The organism is Streptomyces olivaceoviridis, assembly GCF_014650115.1.
Lineage (GTDB): Bacteria > Actinomycetota > Actinomycetes > Streptomycetales > Streptomycetaceae > Streptomyces > Streptomyces olivaceoviridis.
Genome location: NZ_BMUI01000058.1, coordinates 1 through 22,170, shown reverse-complemented (window position 1 = coordinate 22,170; position 22,170 = coordinate 1). Strand labels below are relative to the sequence as shown.

General features: G+C 72.8%; 10 protein-coding genes. 5 read left to right on the top strand and 5 right to left on the bottom strand.

Annotated features, from left to right (window positions below; genetic code table 11):
- The 3 genes from IE273_RS41915 to IE273_RS41905 all read left to right on the top strand — a co-directional run.
- The coding region (locus tag IE273_RS41915; protein WP_189820359.1) for a type I polyketide synthase at nt 1-3,521 on the top strand (3,521 nt) is incomplete at its 5' end.
- A gap of 147 nt (nt 3,522-3,668) precedes the next feature.
- The gene (locus IE273_RS41910) at nt 3,669-4,631 is read left to right on the top strand and encodes an ACP S-malonyltransferase (protein WP_189820358.1); all 963 of its coding nucleotides are present in this window, start codon (nt 3,669-3,671) and stop codon (nt 4,629-4,631) included.
- Nucleotides 4,625-5,713, top strand: a complete 1,089-nt coding sequence (locus IE273_RS41905; protein ID WP_189820357.1) for a phenylacetate--CoA ligase family protein — start codon at nt 4,625-4,627, stop codon at nt 5,711-5,713. The genes IE273_RS41910 and IE273_RS41905 overlap by 7 nt, the downstream gene beginning before the upstream one ends.
- 414 nt (nt 5,714-6,127) lie before the next feature.
- On the opposite strand, the gene IE273_RS41900 is transcribed toward IE273_RS41905, so the two are convergent.
- The 5 genes from IE273_RS41900 to IE273_RS41880 all read right to left on the bottom strand — a co-directional run bounded on the left by IE273_RS41900 (nt 6,128) and on the right by IE273_RS41880 (nt 10,276).
- Nucleotides 6,128-7,228: an HAD-IIIC family phosphatase gene (locus IE273_RS41900; RefSeq protein ID WP_189820356.1), complete on the bottom strand. Its 1,101-nt coding sequence runs from the start codon at nt 7,226-7,228 to the stop codon at nt 6,128-6,130.
- Nucleotides 7,229-7,240: 12 nt separating this feature from the next.
- Complete coding sequence (locus tag IE273_RS41895) at nt 7,241-8,344, bottom strand: acyl-CoA dehydrogenase family protein (RefSeq protein WP_189820355.1); 1,104 nt, start codon at nt 8,342-8,344, stop codon at nt 7,241-7,243.
- Entirely contained in the window at nt 8,331-8,597 is a 267-nt protein-coding gene (locus IE273_RS41890; RefSeq protein WP_189820354.1) for an acyl carrier protein, read from the bottom strand. Before IE273_RS41890 ends, IE273_RS41895 begins: the two co-directional genes overlap by 14 nt.
- Nucleotides 8,594-9,448, bottom strand: a complete 855-nt coding sequence (locus tag IE273_RS41885; RefSeq protein WP_189820353.1) for a 3-hydroxyacyl-CoA dehydrogenase family protein — start codon at nt 9,446-9,448, stop codon at nt 8,594-8,596. The genes IE273_RS41890 and IE273_RS41885 overlap by 4 nt, the downstream gene beginning before the upstream one ends.
- Before the next feature lie 159 nt (nt 9,449-9,607).
- A complete protein-coding gene (locus IE273_RS41880) occupies nt 9,608-10,276 on the bottom strand; it encodes an O-methyltransferase (protein WP_189820352.1) in 669 nt (222 codons plus the stop codon).
- Nucleotides 10,277-10,897: 621 nt separating this feature from the next.
- Between IE273_RS41880 and IE273_RS41875 the strand changes: the two genes are divergently transcribed.
- Nucleotides 10,898-20,389, top strand: a complete 9,492-nt coding sequence (locus IE273_RS41875; RefSeq protein WP_189820351.1) for an SDR family NAD(P)-dependent oxidoreductase — start codon at nt 10,898-10,900, stop codon at nt 20,387-20,389.
- Nucleotides 20,301-22,170: type I polyketide synthase (locus tag IE273_RS41870; protein WP_444545941.1), on the top strand; the 1,870-nt coding region annotated here is incomplete at its 3' end. The genes IE273_RS41875 and IE273_RS41870, both read left to right, overlap by 89 nt.

Here is a 22,170-nt window from a genome sequence, read left to right as displayed (position 1 = left end):
TCCGGCAGTTGGTCGCCGCGGGGTACGACACGTTCGTCGAAGTCAGCCCCCACCCCGTACTGACGGCTGCGGTCGAGGAGACGGCCGGCGGGACCGTGGTCGGCACGCTCCACCGGGACGCGGGCGGCCTGGACAGGTTCCTGCTCTCCCTCGGCGAACTCCACGTGCGCGGCATCCGTGTCGACTGGCGCCCGGTCTTCCCCGGCGCCCGGCGCGTCGCCCTGCCCACCTACGCCTTCCAGCACAAGCGGTACTGGCTGGACCCGGCCATCGAGCACGGCGACGCCGCGACCGGCGGCCACCCGCTGATCGGGCGGCCACAGCCGGTCGCCGACAGCGGAACGCTGCTGCTCACCGGGCGCCTGTCCCTGCGCACCCACCCGTGGCTGGCCGACCACGCCGTCGGCGGCACGGTGGTGCTGCCGGGCGCGGCGCTCCTGGAGACGGCGCTGCACGCCGGCCGGGACCTGGGCTGCGGGCTGCTGGAGGAGCTGACGGTCGAGACGCCGCTCGTGCTCGACCCCGCCGGACCGCTCACCGTCCAGCTGACGTTGGAGGGCCCGGACGCGGCGGACCGGCGCCGGTTCGTCGTGCACTCCGCGTCCGACGACGGCCCCTGGACCCGGCACGCCACCGGATGGCTCGCCCCCGCCACGACCGAGGCGCCCGCCGAGGTCGAGGAGGACACCCCATGGCCGCCCGCCGACGCCGAACCGGTGGACGTCGAAGACCTCTACGGCAGGTTCACCGAGGGCGGCATCGAGTACGGCCCCGCCTTCCGGGGCCTGACCGCCGCCTGGCACCAGGGCGACCGTGTCTACGCGCAGGCGAGTCTGCCCGAGCCACAACGCCCTGACGCCCGGCGGTTCGGCGTCCACCCGGCACTGTTCGACGCGGCGCTGCAAACCGTCGGTCTGACCCGCGGCGGCGACGAGGGCGGGCCGGTCCTGCCCTTCTCCTTCTCCGGAGTCCGTGTGTACGGCGAGGTGGGCGACGACCTGCGGGTCGAGACGACCACGCGGGGCGAGAACGAGGTGTCCGTCCGCGCGACCGACCGCGACGGCCGGCTCGTCGTCGAGGTGGAATCGCTCGCGCTGCGCCGCCTCACCGGCCTCACCCGGCACGACTCGCTCTACCACGTGTCCTGGGTGACCTGCCCGCTGCCGAGGGAGGTGGAGCGCGCCGACACGGTGGTCCACGTGGAGCCGGGCCCGCCGACCGCGGAGGCGGCCCACGAGACCACCCGCCGGGTGCTCGGCCGGTTGCAGGACTGGCTGGCCGACGACCACGCCGACGGCGCCCGGCTCGTCGTCGTCACGCGGGGCGCGGTGGCCGCCGCGGAGGACGAGGACGTGACCGACCTCGCCGGCTCGCCGGTGTGGGGACTGGTCAGGTCCGCCCAGTCGGAGAACCCCGGCAGCTTCGTCCTGGTCGACACCGACGAGGAGAGCGAAGACCTGCTCGCCGCCGCGCTCTCCTGCGACGAGCCCCAGTTGGTGCTGCGCCGAGGCGAACTGCGCGTGCCACGGCTGAACCGGTCCACCCACGAGAGCACGGAACGACGACTCGACCCGGACGGCACCGTCCTCGTCACCGGCAGTGCCGACGGCCTGGCCGGCCTCGTGGTCCGCCACCTCGCCACCGAACACGGCGTCCGGCGGATCGTCCTCGCCAGCCGGCGGGGCCCGGACGCCGAGGAGCTCCGGCGACTGGGAACGGACCTGGACGCCGAGATCCTCGGCGCCGCGTGCGACGTGGCCGACCGGGACGCCCTGGCCGAGCTGCTGGCGGCCGTACCGGAGCGGGCGCCGCTGACCGCGGTCGTGCACACCGCGGCGGTGCTCTCCGACGGCGTCCTCGCGTCGCTGACCGCCGAGCAGGTCGACGCCGTACTGCGCGCCAAGGTCGACGCGGCACTCAACCTCCATGAGCTGACCCGCCATCAAGACCTGGGCGAATTCGTCCTGTTCTCCTCGATCGCCGGCGTCCTGGGCGCCCCCGGCCAGGGCAACTACGCGGCGGCCAACGCCTTCCTCGACGCCCTGGCCCACCACCGGCGCGCCCAGGGACTGCCCGCCCAGTCCCTCGCCTGGGGCTTGTGGGAGCACAGCAGCGGTCTCACCCAGCACCTGGACGAGGCCGACGTGGCGCGGATCTCGCGCGGGGGAGTGGTCCCGTTCGACACCGAACAGGGCCTGGCGGTCCTCGACCTGGCGCGCGGCACGGGCGCTCCCGCGCTGGTCCCGGCGACCCTCGCGGCCGCCACGCTCGACACCGAACCGGAACACGCACCGGCCCTGCTGCGGGACCTCGTGCGCGCCCCGGCCCGGCGGTCCGGCCCCGGACCCGAGCGCCAGAGCGCCGACGAACTGCGGCGCAGACTCGCCGGCCTGGACGAGGAGGGTGGCGACGCCCTGCTCGGTGAGATCGTGCGCGGTCACCTCGCGACCGTGCTCGGCCACGCCTCGGCCGACGACATCGAGGAGAGCACCGCCTTCCTCGCCCTCGGCCTGGACTCGCTCACCGCCGTCGAGCTGCGCAACCGGCTGACCGCGGTCACCGGACTGCGGCTGCGCCCCACCGTCGCCTTCGACTGCACCACTCCCGTCGAGCTGGCGCGGTTCCTGCGCACCGAGCTGCTCGACGCGGCGTCGGCCGAACCGGCCGCACCGGCCGTCTCCGCCCGCCGCGCCGGCCCGCTGGACGCCGCCGGCGAGCTCTTCCGGTACGCCGCCCAGCGCGGCCGGCTGAAGACGGGCGTGAAGCTGCTCCACCAGGCCGCCCAGTTGCGGACCATGTTCACGGCCACGTCGGGCCGCGAGGGCGTTCCCGGCCCGCTGCGGCTGGCCACCGGAGCCGAGCGGCCCCGGATCATCTGCCTCTCCGCCTTCGTCGCCCTGGGCGGAGCCCACCAGTTCGTCCGGTTCGCCTCGTTCTTCGAGAACCAGTACGACATCTCCGCCCTGGACGTCCCCGGCTTCCAGAACGACGAGCCGCTGGCCGCGGACGCGGAGGCACTCGTCGATGTGTACTGTGACATGATCACCGAACTGGTCGGCGACGAACCGTTCGTCCTGCTGGGCTCCTCCTCCGGCGGCGTGCTCGCGCACCAGACGGGCGAACGGCTGAGCCGGCTGGGGGTCGCCCCGGCCGGTGTGGTCGTCATCGACGGCTACCCGATGACCAGTCCGCACATCAACAAGGTCCAGGACCAACTGCTCAAGGGCATGTTCGAGCGTGAGGAACGGTTCGTCAGCCTGGACGGCACCCGGCTCACCGCCATGGGCTGGTACTGCGGCATGTACGAGTTCTGGGAGCCGCGGGCGGTGGAGACGCCCACGCTGCTGCTGCGGGCCACCGTGCCGCTGGAGGGCATGACGGACGACCCGTCGAGCGAGGAATGGCGAGCCGTGTGGCCCGCCACCAAGGTGCTCGATGTGCCCGGCGACCACTTCACGGTCATGGAGGATCACCTGGAGACGACCACGCGGGCCATCAAGGACTGGCTCGCCACCCTCTGACGGGTACGGCCCGCCCGTCCGACGATCCGGGCGGGCCCCCGCGTCGCACCGCGACGCGCACCTCGGCGCCACGCGCCGCCGAGGTGCTGTTTCTCCCCTTCCCGAAAGCCGGACACGGGTCCGGCACCTGACGTATGGAGGTTCCACATGGCGCTGGGCTACTTGCTGGGCGGAGGCGTGGGCACCGAGCCGCACGGCATCGAACTGCACCGCGCATACCCGGTGATGCGGCGGCTGTACGAGCAGATCGCCGAATGGACCGGCTTGACCGTCGGCCAGATCCTGGAGGAGGACCTGCCGGAGCCGCAGGAGCAGCGGCAGAGCGTCGGCTCGATCCGCGAGACGGCGCTCGCCCTCGCCGTGCACGACATCCTCGCGGAGCAGGGCGTACACCCCTCCGTCCTCGGCGGCCTGAGCCTGGGCGCCATGACCAGCAGTTGCCTGGCCGGCGCCCTCACCCGGCAGGAACTGTTCGGACTGCTCTCCAGCACCCGGCTCTGCCCCGACCCGGACCCGTCCGAGCCGGCGCACGCCCTCGCCATCGCGGCCGTCCCCGCCGGGCAGGAGGTCGAGACGTTCGTCGGCGGCGCCGAGGGCGTCCACGTCGCCGGTGACATGGGCGACACCGCCGACGGCGCGCTCCGCATCTACATGCTGGGCGGTCTCCACGACGCCATGGCCACGCTGGCCGGCTCGCTGCCCGAGGGCCTGGTCACCCTGATGCCGGGCCGGGGCATCGCCCAGCACACCCCGTTGCGCGCCCCGTTCCGGCAGTTCATCGAGCCGTACATCGACGCCGTCGGCTTCCGTGCGCCCAAGCTGCCGGTGATGTCCTGCCTCGACCGCAAGCAGTTGGCCTCCGGCGAGGACGTCCAGGACCTGTTCAAGCGCAACCCGACCACACCGATCAGCCTGCCGTACGTGTACGACGGCATGCATGAGATCGGCGTGCAGCTCGGTGTGGTGGTCGGCCCGGCGATCCCCGCCGGATTGTTGCGCATACCCTTCCCCGTGCTCCACGTGGAGCAGCCGGAGCACATCGAGAAGGTCGTCTCCAGCGTGTTCGAGCTGGGCATCGAGTACCCCGAGAAGGGGCTCCCGCAGTGCTGAACCCGGGCCTGTCCCCGGCCGACTGCGACAAGCTCGTGGACGGCTGGCTGACCACCGATCTGGACCAGTGGACCCGGCGGGTGGTCCGGCGCCACTTCGACCCGGAGACCGGCAGCCCGTACTGGCTGGAGCGGGCCGAGGAACTGCCGTTCGACCCGCGTGACATCGAACGCTACGCGGATCTCTCCGCGTTCGGCCCGTTCGACCTGGACGTGCTCCGCACGCGTGACCCGCGGGACTTCGTGCCCCTGGCCGTCCCGCGCCCGCTCACCGGCCGGGTGTGGGACTCCGGCGGCACCACCGGTGCGCCGTGCCGTGTGTTCTACACCCCGGAGATGATCGTCCAGCGTGGTGTGTGGCGCCGCTGGTCCTTCCGGACCGAGGGCTTCGAACCGCACCGCACCTGGCTCCAGGCGACGCCCACGGGACCGCACCTGATCGGCAACGGGGTCTGGGAGGCCGGGGACCTGTACCAGTCGGTCGTGTACGCGATCGACATGGATCCCCGCTGGGTGAAGCGGCTGCTGCGCACCGGGCAGATGGCGGTCGCGCGGGAGTACACCGAGCACGTGCTCGACCAGATCCTGAACGTGCTCGACACCCGCCAGGTGGACTACGTCAACACCACGCCGGCGCTGATGGTGGCGCTCGCCCGCCGGGCCCCCGAGCAGGTCGCCGCGTTGCGGGGCGTCCGGCTGAGCGGCACCCACCTGGTCCCGTCCGTCCACCGGCAGATCGTGAAGGCCCTGGACGGGGGCATCTGCGGTCTCAGCTACGGCAACACCTTCGGCAACGCGGCAGGTCTGCCGGTCGAGCAGGACGGTGAGCTGATGCCGTACCTGCCGAACTACCCGCAGGTGACAATGGCGGTGGTGGACAAGACCGACCCGATGACCACGGTGCCGTACGGCACCGTCGGCAGGGTCCGGCTGACCGTGCTCCACGAGGACCTCTTCCTGCCCAACGTGCTCGAGCGCGACGAGGCGGTGCGCTACGACACGGGCGACCGCTTCCCCACGGACGGTGTGGCCAACGTGCGCCCGTTGGAGACGGCCAGTACCGCGGTCGAGGGGCTGTACTGAGCCGCCGTGCCCGCCCGGCCGGGACCGTCGCCGTGGGGCGACGGTCCCGGCCGGGCGGGCCGTGGCACGGTTGTGCCCGCCGAGGAGCGGGCGCTGTGCACGCTGATGTCCTGATCGACGGGCTCTTTCGCGGCTGCACCGTCGTCGCGGCGATTCCGAGGCGGCGAACCGTGGACCGCGACACGGCGCCGCGCCTCGCGCTCAGCGGTCGGTCCGACGGCGGGCCGCCGTGCCCGAGCGGCATCAGCGGTCGTATCGAGGTCTTCACCGTGCCCTGCCGGGTGCGGTGCTCTTGGAGCACCGCACCCGCTCAAGGCCGGCCGTCCTCGGTGTGCGCGGCCGAGAGGCTGACGACCAGGGAGAGCGGTCCGTGCGCGTCCGGTCCAGGGACCGCCGTGACCACCCACCGGCGGCTCAGAGCGACACGGCCCTCTCGGCCTTCGTGAGTTCGACCGCGTCGAGCCGCATCGTGGCCGGGGCGGGCCGCCGGCCGGGAACCAGGTGCAGGCGCTGGACACCGAGGGCTGTGTCCCCGGCCTCGGTCAGTGCGTCGTGGCATTCGCAGGGCTGGTCCTCGAAGCCGGCGAACCGGTACGCGATCTCCATCATGCGGTTGCGCGGGGTCGCCCGGAAGTCGGCGATCAGGTGTGCGCCGGACGCGGCGGCCTGGTCGATGAGCCAGTTGAGGATGGCCGCGCCCGCGCCGAAGGACACCACCCGGCACGAGGTCGCCAGCAGCTTCAGGTGCCATGTCACGGCCGTTCGGTGCAGCAGCACCAGACCCACCGCGCCGTGCGGTCCGAACCGGTCGCCCATGGTGACGACCAGTACCTCGTGCTCGGGGTCGGCCATCAGCCGGCGCAGCGAAGCGTCGTCGTAGTGCACGCCCGTCGCGTTCATCTGGCTCGTGCGCAGGGTCAGTTCCTCGACGCGGGTCAGTTCGTCCTCGGTCGCCCTGTCGATCGACATCCACAGGACGAGCGAGCGCAGGAAGTCCTCGTCCGGCCCCTTGTACGCCTCGCGCTCGGCGTCCCTGCGGAAACCGGCCTGGTACATCTCACGACGCCGTCGCGAGTCCACGGTGACGGAGACCGGGCTGAACTCGGGCAGGTCCAGCAGGGCCGACAGCTGCTCGGCGTCGTAGCAGCGCACCTCCGGCAGGTGGTACGACACCTCCGCGCGCTCGGCCGGCGTGTCGTCGATGAACGCCATGGCGCCGTGGGCGAAGTTGAGCCGCTCGGCGATGGACCGGACCGATGCGGACTTCGGTCCCCAGCCGATGTGCGGCAGGACGAAGTACTCGGCCACGCCCAGTCGCTCCAGCCGCTCCCACGCGAGGTCGTGGTCGTTCTTGCTGCACACCGCCTGCAGAACGCCGCGGCGGTCCAGCTCGGTGACCACACGCCTGACGTCGTCCGTGATCCGGACGTCGTCGCCGTCCAGCAGGGTGCCCTGCCACAGTGTGTTGTCGAGATCCCAGACGAGGCACTTCACCGTCGTCGGCCGCTCAGCCATTCGCCTTCTCCTCTACGAGTCCGACAACACGTGCTCGGCCAGCATCACCTGGCACAGCTCGCTGCTGCCCTCGATGATCTCCATCAGCTTGGCGTCCCGGTAGGCGCGGGCGACCAGGCCGCTGTTGTCCGCGCCGGCCGATGCCATGACCTGGACCGCCGCGGCGGCACCCTGCGCGGCCTGCGTGGCACTCACATGCTTGGCCAGGACGGTGGCGGTGACCACGTCCGGGGCGTTCTCGTCCCAGCGGGCGCTCGCGTGCTCACACGCCCGGGTGGCGACCTGCTCGGAAACCAGCAGCTCCGCGAGGTGCCGGCCGACCAACTGGTGCTCACCGAGCGGCTTGCCGAACTGGCGGCGGGTCCGGGCGTGGGCGCCGGCCGCGGCCAGGCAGCCGCGGAGGATGCCGACGCACCCCCAGGCGACGGACATCCGGCCGTACGCCAGGACGAGGGTGACCAGCATCGACAGCGGCATCCCCGCGCCGCCCAGCAGCCGGGTGGCCGGTACCCGGACCTCGTCCAGCCGGATGGTGGAGTGTCCGGCGGCCCGGCAGCCCAGCGGATCGGGCACCCGCTCGATGGTGACACCGGGGCTGTCCGCGGGAACCACGACGGCCGCGCCGCCCTCCGCGTACCGCCCGAAGATCACCAGCTCGTCGGCGTAGTGGGCGGCGGTGATCCACACCTTGGTGCCGTTCACCACCACGTCGTCCCCGTCGGGCCGGATCGTGGTGCTCATGGCGGTAATGTCGCTTCCGGCCTCCGCCTCACTGAAGCCGACGGCCGCCAGCCGGCCTTCGACCAGATCGCCCAGGAGGCCGGTGCGCTGCCCGGCGCCACCGAGCCGCTGAACGGCCCAGGCGGCCATGCCCTGCGAGGTCATCACGCTCCGCAGGGAGCTGCACAGGCTCCCGACGTGCGCGGTGAACTCGCCGTTCTGGACGCTGCTGAGGCCGAGACCGCCGTACTCCCCGGGAACCTGGGCGCTGAGCAGGCCGCGCGCGGACATCTTCCGCAGCAGGTCGTGCGGGATCAGCCCGGTGCGGTCCCAGTGGCCTGCCTGGTCACCCACCAGTTCGGTGACCTCGGCGGCGAGCTGGTCAGGCACTGACATTGCCGCCCAGCCGCGTCACGAGCCCGACCATCGAGTCGACCGTGCGGAAGTTCTCCAGACGCATGTCGGCGCCGCCGATGGAGATGCCGAAGGTCTTCTCCAGGTGGACCACCAGCTCCATGGCGAAGAGCGAGGAGAGCCCGCCGGTCGCGAAGATGTCGGCTCCGGGATCCCAGCTCGTCCTCGTCCTGGCCTCGACGAAGGTCAGGATGGCCGCCTGGACCTCCATGGGCTGGTCGGTGGGAACGGTCATCGCGTGCTCTCCTCGTACTCGTAGAAACCCTGGCCGGTCTTCCGGCCGTGGTGACCGTCGGCGACCTTCTGCAACAGAAGGTCGCAGGGGCGACAGCCCTCGTCGCCGGTGCGCTTGAGCAGCACCCAGAGGGAGTCGACAAGGTTGTCGATGCCGATGAGGTCCGCCGTGCGCAGCGGTCCGGTGGGGTGACCCAGGCAGCCCTGCATCAGCGCGTCGACGTCCTCGGCGGACGCCGTGCCCTCCTGGACCACCCGGGCCGCGTCATTGATCATCGGGTGCAGCAGACGGCTGGTGACGAAACCGGGCGCGTCCCGGACCACCACGGGCCTGCGGCCGACCTCGCGGAGCAGGCCGCGTACCGCCTCCAGGGTCGCCTCACCCGTGCGCACGCCACGGATGACCTCGGTGGTGCCGATGAGGGCCGGCGGGTTCATGAAGTGGGTGCCGATCAGGTCGGCGGGGTGCCGCACCGCGTCGGCCAGCTCGTCGATCGGGATCGAGGAGGTGTTGGAGACCAGCGGGGTGGCGGGCGGCACGAGCGCGGAGACATCGGCCAGCACCGCGGTCTTCAGGTCGGCGTTCTCGGTGATCGCCTCGATCACCACCCGTGCGCCGCGGACCGCGGAGAGATCGCCGTGAAGGCTCACCTCGCCTTCCTCGCGCCCCGGCGGCAGGACGCCCATCAGCTGGGCCATGCGCAGTTCCCGCCGGATCCGGCCGGGTGCCTGCGCCAGTTTCACCGGGTCGTTGTCCACCAGCCGCACCGGCAGGCCGTGGCCCGCCAGCAGCGTGGTGATACCCACGCCCATCACGCCGGCACCGAGAACCGCGATCGGCTCGGTCTTCATCGTATTACCTGCCTCCTGGAGTGACGCATACTCGGTGGCCGGGTATGCGGAGAGGTCGCGGAAAAAGGGGGGGCCGGGGCGCGAGCGGAGAGCCCCGGCCCCCGGCTTCGTCAACGGCGGTGCCACGGCCGCCCCGGTTCGGGCCGCCGGGAAGTGCCTTCAGGCAGACCTCTTGCGGGCGAGGGTGATGCCGTCTGCCATCGGCAGCAGGGACACGTCGACCCGCTCGTCGTCCCGCAGGAAGGTGTTGAACTCGCGGATCGCGACGGTGTCGGCGTCCTGTGCCCCAGGGTCCACCACCCGTCCGAAGAAGAGTGTGTTGTCCACCACCACGAGGCCGCCGGGGCGCAACAGCTCCAGCGACTTCTCGTAGTAGTGCAGGTAACCGGCCTTGTCCGCATCGATGAAGACCAGGTCGAAATGGCCCGCACCGTGTTCCTCGAGCAGTGCGTCGAGGGTTTCCCTCGCGTCGCCTATGCGCGACTCGATGCGGTCCTCGACGCCCGCTTCGCGCCAGTACTCGGCTGCTATGCCGGGCCACCGGTCCGTGATGTCACACGTCGTCAGACGGCCGTGGTCGGGCAGGGCGCGAGCCATGCAGAGCGTGCTGTAGCCGGTGAAGGTGCCTATCTCGAGGACGTTGGCCGCACCCGTCAACCGGACCAGGAGGGCGAGCAGTTGCCCCTCCTCCGCGGACACCTGCATCGCCGTGCCCGCGGGCAGTTGCGCGGTGAACGCACGCAGACCGGCGAGGATCGGATCCTCTCGCAGCGAGACCCCGCGCACGTAGGCGTGCATGGTGTCGGAGACAGCGAGCTGTTCAGCCATCGTGTATTCCCGTCAGCGTGCGTTCATGAAGGGGGCGGACCGGCCCACCGGGTCGCTGGGTTGTCCCGGCTCCGTGTGCACCGAACGCGAGGTGACTTGCGAGCTTTCCCAACACGCTAACGGCACAAGGGCGTTGCTCCAAGCGTAACCGTGGATCGGTCCGGCGGAAGGTACCCCAGCCGTCCCGCTCGTCACGCTCTGGGCGGGTAAGGCGGTGTACGGCGTCACCGGCGCGATACACATGTGATGCGCCCGTGTGCCAGAGTCATCGCGCAGGACAAAGGCGTGACGCGGCGCGAGGAGTGGGATACCCGCATGGGCTGACGGTTTGTCCGCGGACACCTCAGTCGGCGGTGTGCGCGGCGCCGCTCTCCGAGGGTGTCACATGTCGGGCAAGCGTGTGACACCGTGAAATCTTGCGTCAACAGGTGAGCCGTCGCCTCGACGTAGGGCATGTGCCCGACAGAGCAGGTGTGCTGAGACGTGCCGCATCGGCATGACGGACGGCGATCCACCCGACCGGAAGTCCGCATCCCCGAACAGACGGCGTACGACGCGACGCCGGGTGGCCAGGCCGATACGGTCGCCGGCCTGCGAGACCCAGTGAAGGGCCCTGAACTGATGGCGGGTACGCCGGAATCGACGGACGAGAAGGTACTCGGCTACCTCAAGCGCCTGACCTCGGATCTGCGTGGCACCAAGGAGAGGCTGCGCGCCGCCGAGGCCCGGGAGCGCGAGCCGATCGCCATCATCGGCATGGCCTGCCGGTTGCCCGGCGGTATAGCCACCCCGGAAGACCTGTGGAGCGTGCTCACCGAAGGCCGCGACATGATCTCGCCGTTCCCCGCGGACCGGGGGTGGGACCTGGAGGCGCTCCGCGACCCCGATCCCGAGAAACCCGGAACCTGTTACGCGCGGGGTGGCGGCTTCCTGAAGGACGCGGACCTCTTCGACGCCGACTTCTTCGGCATCCCGCCGCGCGAGGCGCTGGCGATGGACCCGCAGCAGCGCCTGCTCCTCGAAACCTCGTGGGAGACGGTCGAGCGGGCCGGGCTGGACCCGCACGCGCTGAAGGGCAGCCGCACGGGCGTGTTCTTCGGCCTGATGCACCATGAGTACGCCGGGCTGGTCCGTGGCATCCCCCGCGAGGTGGAGGGTTATCTGGGCAACGGCAGCGCCGGCAGCATCGCGTCCGGCCGCGTCGCCTACACGCTGGGCCTGGAGGGTCCGGCGGTCACTGTGGACACGGCGTGCTCCTCGTCCCTGGTGGCCCTGCACCTGGCCTCCCAGGCGCTGCGCCGGGAGGAGTGCTCGCTCGCCCTGGCCGGTGGGGCGTCCGTCATGGCCTCGCCGCTGAGCCTGGTGGAGTTCAGCCGGATGCGCGGACTGTCCCCGGACGGGCGGTGCAGGGCGTTCGCCGACGACGCCGACGGCACGGGATTCGCCGAGGGCGTGGGCGTCCTCCTCCTCGAACGGCTCTCCGACGCCCGCCGTAACGGCCACGAGGTGCTCGCCGTGGTCAGGGGATCCGCGATGAATCAGGACGGCGCGAGCAGCGGGTTGACCGCGCCCAACGGCGCCGCGCAGGAACGGGTGATCCGGCAGGCGCTGGCGGCGGCCGGGCTCGCGGCCCCGGACATCGACGTGGTGGAGGGGCACGGGACGGGGACGCGCCTGGGCGATCCGATCGAAGTGCGTGCGTTGCTGGCGACGTACGGACAAGGGCGCGAACGCCCCGTGTGGCTGGGCTCGTTGAAGTCGAACATCGGGCATACGCAGGCCGCCGCGGGCGTGGCCGGCGTGATGAAGATGGTGCTGGCGATGCGGCAGGGCGTGCTGCCGCGGACACTGCACGCCGAGGCGCCCACCTCCCGGGTGGACTGGACGTCCGGCGCGGTGAGGCTGCTGACGCAGGACGTGCCGTGGGAGGGGGACCGCCGGGCGGCCGTGTCCTCGTTCGGGGTGAGTGGGACCAACGCGCACATCATCCTCGAAGCACCGCCGGCCGAGGCACCGGCCGGAGAACCCCCCGCCGGACAGCACCTGCTGTGGCCGCTGTCGGCGCAGAGCCCTGACGCTCTGAGGGAACAGGCCCGTCGTCTTCTCGACGCCGCTCGGGGCCACGACCCGGCCGACCTCGCCCACTCGCTCCTCACCGGCCGTGCAACGCTGCCGCACCGTGCCGCGGTCGTCGGGACCACCACGAACGACCTCCGCAGCGGACTGGCCGCCCTCGTGGCCGGTGAACCCGCCGGTCACCTGTCCGCCGGCGAGGCCGCGGACAGCCCTTCGCCCGTGTTCGTGTTCCCGGGTCAGGGGTCGCAGTGGGCGGGGATGGCGGTGGAACTCCTGGATTCCTCGCCGGTGTTCGCGGCGCGGATGGCGGAGTGTGAGGCGGCGCTCTCTCCGTTCGTCGACTGGTCGTTGTCGGAGGTGGTGGCCTCTGGTGAGTTCGGCCGGGTGGATGTGGTGCAGCCGGTGCTGTGGGCGGTGATGGTGTCACTGGCGGCACTGTGGGAGTCGGTGGGGGTGCGGCCGGCCGCGGTGCTGGGCCATTCGCAGGGTGAGATCGCGGCTGCGGTGGTGTCGGGTGCGCTGTCGCTGGAGGACGGTGCGCGGGTGGTGGCGCTGCGGTCGAGGGCGATCACCGCGCTGGCGGGCCGGGGCGGGATGGTGTCGGTTCCGCTGCCGGTGGAGCAGGTTCACGGCCTGCTGCCGGAGGGTGTGTCGGTGGCGGCGGTGAACGGGCCGTCCTCGGTGGTCGTCGCTGGTGATGCGGCTGGTCTGGAGGAGGTCCTGGGCCGGGTGGAGCGGGCCCGGCGGATTCCGGTGGACTACGCCTCGCACTCCGCACAGGTGGAGGAGATCCGCGAGGAGATCCTGCAGGTGCTGAAGCAGGTCTCCCCCCGGCCGGCCACGGTGCCGTTCTACTCCACGGTGGATGCCGAGTGGCTCACCGGGGAGGAACTCGACGCGGGGTACTGGTTCCGCAACCTGCGCCAGACGGTGCGGTTCGAGACCGGGATACGCGCCCTGACCGCCGAGGGCATGCACCACTTCGTGGAGGTCAGCCCGCACCCGGTCCTCACCACGGCGATCGAGGACGTATCCGGAACCCTCGCTTTTGGATCCCTGCGCCGGGACCAGGGCGGCCCGGAGCGCTTCCTGCGTTCCATGGCCGAGGCGTACGTGCGTGGCCTGCCGGTACGGCCCGTGGTGCGCGGCGGGCGCCGGGTGGCGCTGCCGACGTACGCCTTCCAGCGCCGCCGGTTCTGGCTGCGGGACACCGCAGGCCACGCCGACGTCACGGGCGCCGGCCTGGAGTCGCCCGGACACCCCCTGCTCGGCGCCGTGGTGGAGCTCGACGGGGACGGCTGCGTACTGACCGGCCGGCTGTCTTCGGACCGGGACGGCTGGCTGGGCGACCACACGGTACTGGGTTCCGTCCTGCTGCCGGGCACGGCGCTGGTGGAACTCGCGGTGTCCGCCGGTCGCCGGGCCGGATTCGGCCAGGTGGCGGAACTGACCCTGCGCACACCGCTGGTGGTGCCGGAGTCGGGCGGCGTCGCGGTGCGCGTCCAGGTCGGTCCCGAAACCGGGGGCCGGCGGCAGGTGACCGTGTCCGCGCGTGACCACGGACAGTCGGACTGGACGTGCAACGCCGAGGGCGTACTGGTCGGCGAGGAGCCGCCGCAGGGAGAGGCTCTGCACGCCTGGCCGCCGCCGGGCGCCGACTCCGTCGACCTGACCGGCTTCTACGAGGACCGGGCAGCCGCCGGTGTCGACTACGGCCCGGCGTTCCAGGGTCTGCGGGCCGTCTGGCGCAGAGGGGACGACACCTTCGCCGAGGTCGAGCACGCGATCTCCGGGGAGGGCTTCGCCCTTCACCCGGCGCTGCTGGACGCGGCCCTGCAAGCGACGGCCCCGCGCGGAGGGGGCGAGGGCATCAGGCTGCCCTTCTCCTTCAGCGGTGTGCGCTTCGGCCGGTCCACCGGCCCTCGGCTGCGATGCCGTATCACCCCCGCCGGGAACGGAGCGGTGTCACTGCTGATCGCCGACGACTCCGGGACTCCGGTGGCCTCGATCGCCGCCTTGACGACCCGACCCCTCACCGGCGCCCTGCCTCGACCGGTGCCACCCCCGCTCCTGCGGCCCTCGGTCACGCCCGTGCCGCCGGCGCCGATCCCGACCCGGCGGTGGGCCGTACTGGGCGCGACGGACCCGGCGCTGGCCGGGGCCCTCGGCGCACGCTGGACGGTACCGGACGCCCGGTCCGCCGCGGACGTGGCTCCCGACGCGGTGGCCGTCCGCGTCCCGCACCGGCCCGCCGACCCGGTCGGCGGCACCCATGACGCGGTGCACTGGGCCCTGGGCGTGGTCCAGGCGTGGCTGGCGGACGAACGGTTGCAGTCCGTGCCGCTCCTGTTCGTCGCGCGCCCCGGCGACCTGTCCGCCGCCGCGGTCGGCGGTCTGCTGCGGTCCGCACAGGCGGAGCACCCCGGACGCCTGCTGTGGGCCGAGTGCGCCGACGAGGATCTGATGAGGCTCCCGGCCGCCGTGGCAGCGGTGGAAAGGGCGGGCGAGTCGCATGTCGTCGTCGGCTCCGACCGGTTGTACGTGCCCCGGCTGGTCCCGGCGCCCGACGTCGAGCACACGAAGGGGATCGATCCCGCGGGCACGGTGCTCATCACGGGCGCGGGCGGACTTCTCGGCGGCCTGGTCGCCAGACACCTGGTCGCCAGGCACGGCGTGCGGCACCTCCTGCTCGTGGGCCGGCACGCGATCACCGGGTTCGACGATCTCGACGCGGAGGTCACGACGGCCGTCTGCGATGTCGCCGACCGGGAGGAACTGGCCGCCGTCCTGGCGCGCGTCCCCCGGACACGACCGCTGAGCGCGGTCGTGCACGCGGCCGGAACCCTGGCCGACGCAACCCTCACCTCGCTCACTCCCGATCGCGTCTCCGACGTTCTGCGGTCCAAGGTCGACGGCGCCTGGAACCTGCACACCCTGTGCGGCGAGGTACCGGCGTTCGTCATGTTCTCCTCGGCCGCCGGTGTCCTGGGCAGCCCGGGGCAGGCCAACTACGCGGCGGCGAACGCGTTCCTCGACGCCCTGGCACGGGAGCGCAGGGCCGAGGGCCGGTCCGGTCAGTCACTGGCCTGGGGATGGTGGGCCCCGTCCAGTGGCATGACCGGACACCTCGCGGAGGGCGACCTGGACCGGCTCGCCCGCGGCGGTCTCGCGCCGATGACGGCGGAGGAGGGACTGGCGCTGTTCGACGCCGCCCTGTCGAGCGACGAGCCCGTCCTGGTACCGCTCCGTCTCGACCCCGCTGTCCTCACCACGGAGGGCACACCCCTGCTGCGCGAGCTCGTCCGCGTCCCCTCCCGGCGCCGTGTGCCGTCGCACCCCCCGTCCGACGGTGTCCTCTCCGACCGGCTGGCCCGCGCCACATCGGCCGAGCGCCTGCGTCTGCTGACCGACCTCGTGCGCGCGCACGCCGCCGCCGTCCTCGGGCACCCGGACCCTGACCGCATCGTCGTGGAACGCTCCTTCCTCGACAGCGGTTTCGACTCGCTGACCGCCGTGGAGCTGCGCAACCGCATCGCCGCGGCGACGGGCCTGAGCCTGCCCCCGACCACGGTGTTCGACCATCCCACCCCACAGCTGCTCGCCGCGCACCTGGCCGAGCGGATCACCGGAACCGAGCGTGCGGCAGCGACCGCGCCGGTACGGGCCGACAGTGACGAACCGGTCGCGATCATCGGGATGTCCTGCCGGCTCCCGGGCGGCGTCACCACCCCCGCGGAGCTCTGGGAACTGCTCAGGGAGGGCCGCGACGCCGTGTCCGGCTTCCCTGCCGACCGGGGCTGGAACGTGGCGGAACTCTACGACCCGACCGGCCGACGCACCGGGTCCAGCGCCGTCCGTGAAGGCGGCTTCCTCTACGATGCGGCGGACTTCGACGCCGGTTTCTTCGGGCTCTCCCCGCGCGAGGCACACGCCATGGACCCGCAGCACCGGCTCCTGCTGGAGGCCGGCTGGGAGACGTTCGAGAGCGCGGGCATCGACCCCCTGTCCGCCCGCGCCACCCGGACAGGCGTGTTCGTCGGGGTGATGCACCACGACTACGCGGCACGCTTCACCGTCATCCCGGACGGCTACGAGGGTTACCTCGGCAACGGCAACGCCGGCAGCCTCGCCTCCGGACGCCTGTCCTACACTCTCGGGCTCGAAGGCCCGGCGGTCACCGTCGACACCGCGTGCTCCTCGTCCCTGGTCGCGCTGCACCTGGCGGTGCAGGCGGTACGCCGCGGGGAGTGCACGCAGGCGCTGGCGGGCGGGGTGACGGTGATGGCCACGCCGAGCGCGTTCGTCGAGTTCTCGCGCCAGGGCGGCCTTTCCCCCGACGGCCGCTGCAAGTCGTTCGCCCAGCGGGCCGACGGCACCGGCTGGTCCGAGGGCGTCGGCATGCTCCTGGTGGAACGGCTGTCGGACGCCGAGCGCCTGGGGCACCGGGTGCTGGCCGTGGTGCGCGGCTCGGCCGTCAACCAGGACGGCGCCTCCAACGGCCTGACGGCCCCGAACGGCCTCGCCCAGCAGCGGGTGATCCGTCAGGCGCTGGACGACGCGGGACTCGTCGCGTCCGAGGTGGACGTGGTCGAGGCCCATGGCACCGGCACCCGGCTCGGCGACCCGATCGAGGCGCAGGCGCTGCTGGCGACGTACGGACAGGGGCGTGAACGGCCCCTGCTGCTCGGCTCCTTGAAGTCGAACATCGGACACGCCCAGGCTGCCGCCGGAGTGTCCGGTGTGATCAAGATGGTGCTCTCCATGCAGCACGGTGAAGTGCCGGCCTCGCTCCATGTGGACGAACCCACCTCGCAGGTGGACTGGGACAGCGGCGCCGTTCGCCTGGTCACCGAGCACGAGGCCTGGCCGGACGCGGGCCGCCCGCGCAGGGCCGGCGTGTCGTCGTTCGGGATCAGCGGCACCAACGCCCACCTCGTTCTGGAACAGGCCCCCGAGCCGGCGGCCGAGCCGGACCGGGCGCCCACCGCGCCGGGCCCCGTACCGTGGCTTGTCTCGGCCCGGTCGGAAGCGGCCCTCCGCACGCAGGCCCGCCGCCTGGCGCCGCACGCGCAGGGCCGCGACGCCGCCGACATGGCCCTCTCCCTCGCCACCACGCGCGCCGTCCTGCGCCACCGTGCGGTGATCGTCGCCGCGGCCGGAGAACACGGCCCGGCCCTGGAGGCGCTGGCCCGCGGAGAGACGCCACAGGGCACGGTCACGGGGACGGCCGTGACCGGTGGGCTCGCACTCCTGTTCACCGGGCAGGGCGCGCAACGGACCGGCATGGGGCGGGAACTCCACGCCGCGTACCCGGTGTTCGCCGAGGCGTTCGACGCGGTGACCGCCCGGCTCGGTGACGTGCCCCTGGACGACCAGGACGCCCTGGACCGTACGGTCCACGCCCAGCGTGGGATCTTCGCGTTCGAGGTGGCGCTCTACCGGCTGCTGGAGTCGTGGGGTGTCGAACCGGCCGCCGTGGCCGGGCACTCGGTGGGAGAGATCGCGGCGGCGCACGCGGCCGGTGTGCTCTCCCTGGATGACGCGTGCGTGCTGCTCGAGGCGCGGAGCCGGCTGATGCAGGAGACGGGCGGGCACGGCGCGATGGTCTCCGTCCGGGCCTCGGAGGCGGAGGTGGTGCGGGACCTGCCACCGGGTGTGTGCGTCGCGGCGGTGAACGGGCCGCACTCCGTCGTCCTGTCCGGGGACGCGCAAGCCGTCGAGCAGTACGCGCGGCGTTGGCCGGAGCCGAAGCGACTGCGCGTCAGCCACGCGTTCCACTCGCACCACATGGACGGCATGCTCGACGCGTTCGCCGACGTGGTCCGGAGCCTGACCTTCTCCCCGCCCACGATCGTCATGCCAGGGGCGGTCGAAGACCCCGAGTACTGGGTGCGTCAGGTCCGGGAGCCCGTACGGTTCACGGACGCCCTGCGCCGTCTGGACGACGCCGGAGCCACGACGTTCCTCGAAGTGGGCCCTGACGCCGCGCTCACCACGCTCGGCCCCGAGACGCTTCCCGACGCCGCCTTCGTGGCGGTCGCGCACCGCCGTGACCCGAGGGAGCGGCACACGCTGCTGGACGCCCTCGCACGGCTGCACGTCAGGGGCGTCGCCGTGGACTGGGGCAGGATGTTCCCCGGCGCGCGCAAGCAGGACCTGCCGCTCTACGCCTTCCAGCGGCAGCGGTACTGGCTCCCCGCGGCAGGCCCGTCGCCGCAGGACGGCTGGTGGTACCGGCCGGGTTGGGAGCCGCTGCCCGAGCCCGTGGCCCCGCGGCTGACCGGCACCTGGATCGTCGTGGCCGCGTCCGCCGACCACGACACCGCGGTGGACCGCGCCCTGGCCGCCCACGGCGCCGAGGTGCGCCGGGTGCACTCCCCGCAGGAGGTCCGCGGCACGCACCCGGCGGGCGTGCTGTCGTTGCCCACGCGGCGGAGCTCCACGGCCGAAGCACTCGCCGACACGCTGGCCCTGCTGGAGGCCGCCGCGGAGGCGCCCCTGTGGTGTCTCACCCGGGCCGGTGTCGCGGTGCACGACACCGATGACGTCACCTCGCCGGAACAGGCCGCCGTGTGGGGACTGGGCCGGACCGCCGCGCTGGAGCACCCGCGCCGCTGGGGGGGTCTGGTCGACCTGCCGGCCGAGTTCGACGACAACGCGGCCCGACGACTGGCCGCCGTCCTCGCCGACGGTACGGAGGACCAGGTCGCCCTTCGCCGGGACGGGGCGTACGGACGCCGGCTGCGCCCGGCCGCGCCGGAAGGAGCCGCGTGGCAGCCGAGCGGCACGGTCCTGGTCACCGGCGGGACCGGCGCCCTGGGCGCGCACACCGCCCGCTGGCTCGCACGCAACGGCGCGGACCACCTTCTCCTGACCAGCCGCCGTGGCCCGGACGCCCCGGGCGCCCGTGCACTCGCCGCGGAACTGGAAGAGACCGGGGTCACCGTGACCCTCGCGGCGTGCGACGTGGCCGACCGCGACGCGCTGCGCCGTCTGCTGGCGGACCACCCGGCCGACGCGGTCGTGCACACGGCGGGCGCCGCGGACCACACCGCCCTGGCCGAGCTCACCCCGGAGCGGCTCGAAGAGGTACTCCGGGCCAAGGTCGACGGCGCGCGCAATCTGCACGAACTGTGCAGGGACGTCTCGGCGTTCGTGCTGTACTCCTCCATGTCCGGCACGGTCGGCAGCGCGGGCCTGGGCGCCTACGCGGCGGCCAATGCCTGGCTGGACGCCCTAGCCTGGCAGCGCCGTGCCCAGGGCTTGCCCGCCACGTCCCTCGCCTGGGGGCCGTGGGCCGGGGACGGCATGTCGGCGGGAGAGAGCGGAACACGCAACGAGCGTCTCGGCCTACCGCCGATGGACCCCGCACGCGCCGTGGAGGTGCTGGCGGCGGCGGTGGGCGGAGACCACGTCTGCACCATGGTGGCCGACGTCCGATGGGACACCTATGCCGCCGGGTTCACCGTGCACCGCCCCAGCCCCCTGCTCACCGGCTTCACTGCGGACGGCTCCCCGTCCCCCGGCGGGTCCGCGTGGCTGCGGCGCGCCAGCGGGCTCCCGCCGGCCGAACGGGGACCGGCCCTGCTGACCCTGGCGCGCACCGAGGCCGCCCTGATCCTCGGACATGCCGGGCCGGAGGCGGTCCCCGCCGGGACGGCCTTCCGCGAGTTGGGGTTCGACTCCCTGGCCGCCGTGCAGCTGAGGGACCGGCTGAACGCCGCCACGGGGCTCCGGCTGCCCGCGGCGGTGATCTTCGACCACCCCACTCCGGGCGAGCTGGCGGAGCACCTGCGGCTCGCCCTGTTCCCCGAACAGCCTCAGGCACCGGCCGAGCCGGGAGAGGAGGCCCGGCTGAGAGCGCTGCTCGCCGGCATCCCGCTCGAACGCCTGCGCACTTCCGGGCTGTTGGACTCCCTGATCGCGCTGGCCACGGACGACGCACCGGCTGCCGCCCCGTCCGGGCCGGCGGAATCCGACATCGACTCCCTGTCACCAGAGGACCTGCTCCGCCGGGTCCTCGGCCCGACCTTGTGAAGGACTGACCCACATGCGCACCGAATCCCCGGGCCGGTTCGTCGAGGCTCTTCGTGAGTCGATCAAGCAGAACGAACAGCTCAAAGCCCGTAACCAGGAGCTGTCCGCGGCATGGCACGAGCCAGTCGCCATCGTGAGCATGGCCTGCCGGTACCCGGGCGGGGTCACCTCGCCGGAGAAGCTGTGGGAGGTCGTCCGGGACGGCCGGGACGTCATGTCCGACTTCCCCGACGACCGTGGCTGGGACCTGTCCGCCCTGTACGACCCCGATCCGGACGCGCCCGGCACCAGCTACGTGCGTACCGGCGGCTTCCTCGACGGCATGGCCGACTTCGACGCCGGCTTCTTCGGGATCTCGCCGCGTGAGGCGCTGGCGATGGACCCCCAGCAGCGGCTGCTGCTGGAGGTCTCCTGGGAGGTGCTGGAGCGTGCGGGTATCCGTCCGGACACCTTGCGCGGCACACACGTGGGCGTGTTCGTCGGGTCGAACGGCCAGGACTACGGCCTGCTCGTCCACGGGGCCGAAGGGCTGGACGGCCACGCCGCGGGCGGCGTTTCCGCGAGCGTCCTGTCCGGACGCGTCGCTTACGCGCTCGGACTCACCGGCCCCGCCCTGACGGTCGACACGGCCTGCTCCTCCTCCCTGGTCGGCCTCCATCTGGCGGTGCAGGCACTGCGGCACGGCGACTGCTCGCTGGCGCTCGTCGGCGGGGCCGCCGTCATGGCGACGCCCGGGCCTTTCGTGGAGTTCAGCCGACAGCGCGTGCTCGCGCAGGACGGGAGGTGCAAGGCGTTCGCGGCGGCGGCCGACGGCACCGGCTGGTCCGAGGGGGTGGGCATGCTGCTGGTCGAGCGGCTGTCGGACGCCCGGCGCAACGGCCACCAGGTGCTCGCCGTGGTGCGCGGCAGCGCGGTGAACCAGGACGGCGCCTCCAACGGCCTGACCGCACCCCACGGTCCCGCCCAGGAACGGGTGATCCGGAAGGCGCTGGAGGCGGCGGGCCTGCGTCCTTCCGACATCGACCTGGTCGAGGCGCACGGAACCGGCACCGCTCTGGGCGACCCGATCGAGGCGCGCGCCCTGCTGGCGACGTACGGCCAGGACAGGGACGAGCCGGTGTGGCTGGGATCGCTGAAGTCCAACCTCGGGCACACACAGGCCGCGGCCGGCGTGGGCAGCGTCATCAAGACCGTCATGGCCATGCGCAACGGCCTGATGCCGCGGACCCTGCATGTGGACGCGCCCACCCCGCACGTCGACTGGTCCTCGGGGGCGGTCCGGCTGCTGACCGAAGCACGGCCCTGGCGGGACGGACCACGACGGGCGGGTGTGTCGTCCTTCGGGATGAGCGGCACCAACGCGCACGTGGTGCTGGAAACGGCCCCGGAGGGCGAACCCGCGTCCGCCTCCACGTCCGGGCCCGCGCCGGCGCCGCAGCCGGCGTCTTCGGTGCTGCCCTGGGCGCTCTCCGCGCGCGGCGACGCGGCGCTGGCCGAACAGGCCCGTCGCCTCACCGAGTTCGCCGCCGGCCGGGACCTGCGCGACGTGGGCTTCTCCCTCGCGACGACGCGCGCCGAGCTGGAGCACCGTGCGGTGGTCGTCGGCGCCACCGAGGAGGAACTGTGCGAGGGACTGCGAGCGCTCGCCGAGGGCGGTACCGCTCCGCATCTCGTGGTGGGCACGGAGGCGGCGGCACCGCGCCGGACGGTGTTCGTGTTCCCGGGTCAGGGGTCGCAGTGGGCGGGGATGGGGGTGGAACTCCTTGATTCCTCGCCGGTGT

What these genes read in the sequence shown, in the direction of transcription:
- IE273_RS41910 (WP_189820358.1), top strand. Translation starts at nt 3,669, where the DNA reads ATGGCGCTGGGCTACTTGCTGGGCGGAGGCGTGGGCACCGAGCCGCAC.
- IE273_RS41900 (WP_189820356.1), bottom strand. Translation starts at nt 7,228, where the DNA reads ATGGCTGAGCGGCCGACGACGGTGAAGTGCCTCGTCTGGGATCTCGAC.
- IE273_RS41895 (WP_189820355.1), bottom strand. Translation starts at nt 8,344, where the DNA reads ATGTCAGTGCCTGACCAGCTCGCCGCCGAGGTCACCGAACTGGTGGGT.
- IE273_RS41890 (WP_189820354.1), bottom strand. Translation starts at nt 8,597, where the DNA reads ATGACCGTTCCCACCGACCAGCCCATGGAGGTCCAGGCGGCCATCCTG.
- IE273_RS41885 (WP_189820353.1), bottom strand. Translation starts at nt 9,448, where the DNA reads ATGAAGACCGAGCCGATCGCGGTTCTCGGTGCCGGCGTGATGGGCGTG.
- IE273_RS41880 (WP_189820352.1), bottom strand. Translation starts at nt 10,276, where the DNA reads ATGGCTGAACAGCTCGCTGTCTCCGACACCATGCACGCCTACGTGCGC.
- IE273_RS41875 (WP_189820351.1), top strand. Translation starts at nt 10,898, where the DNA reads ATGGCGGGTACGCCGGAATCGACGGACGAGAAGGTACTCGGCTACCTC.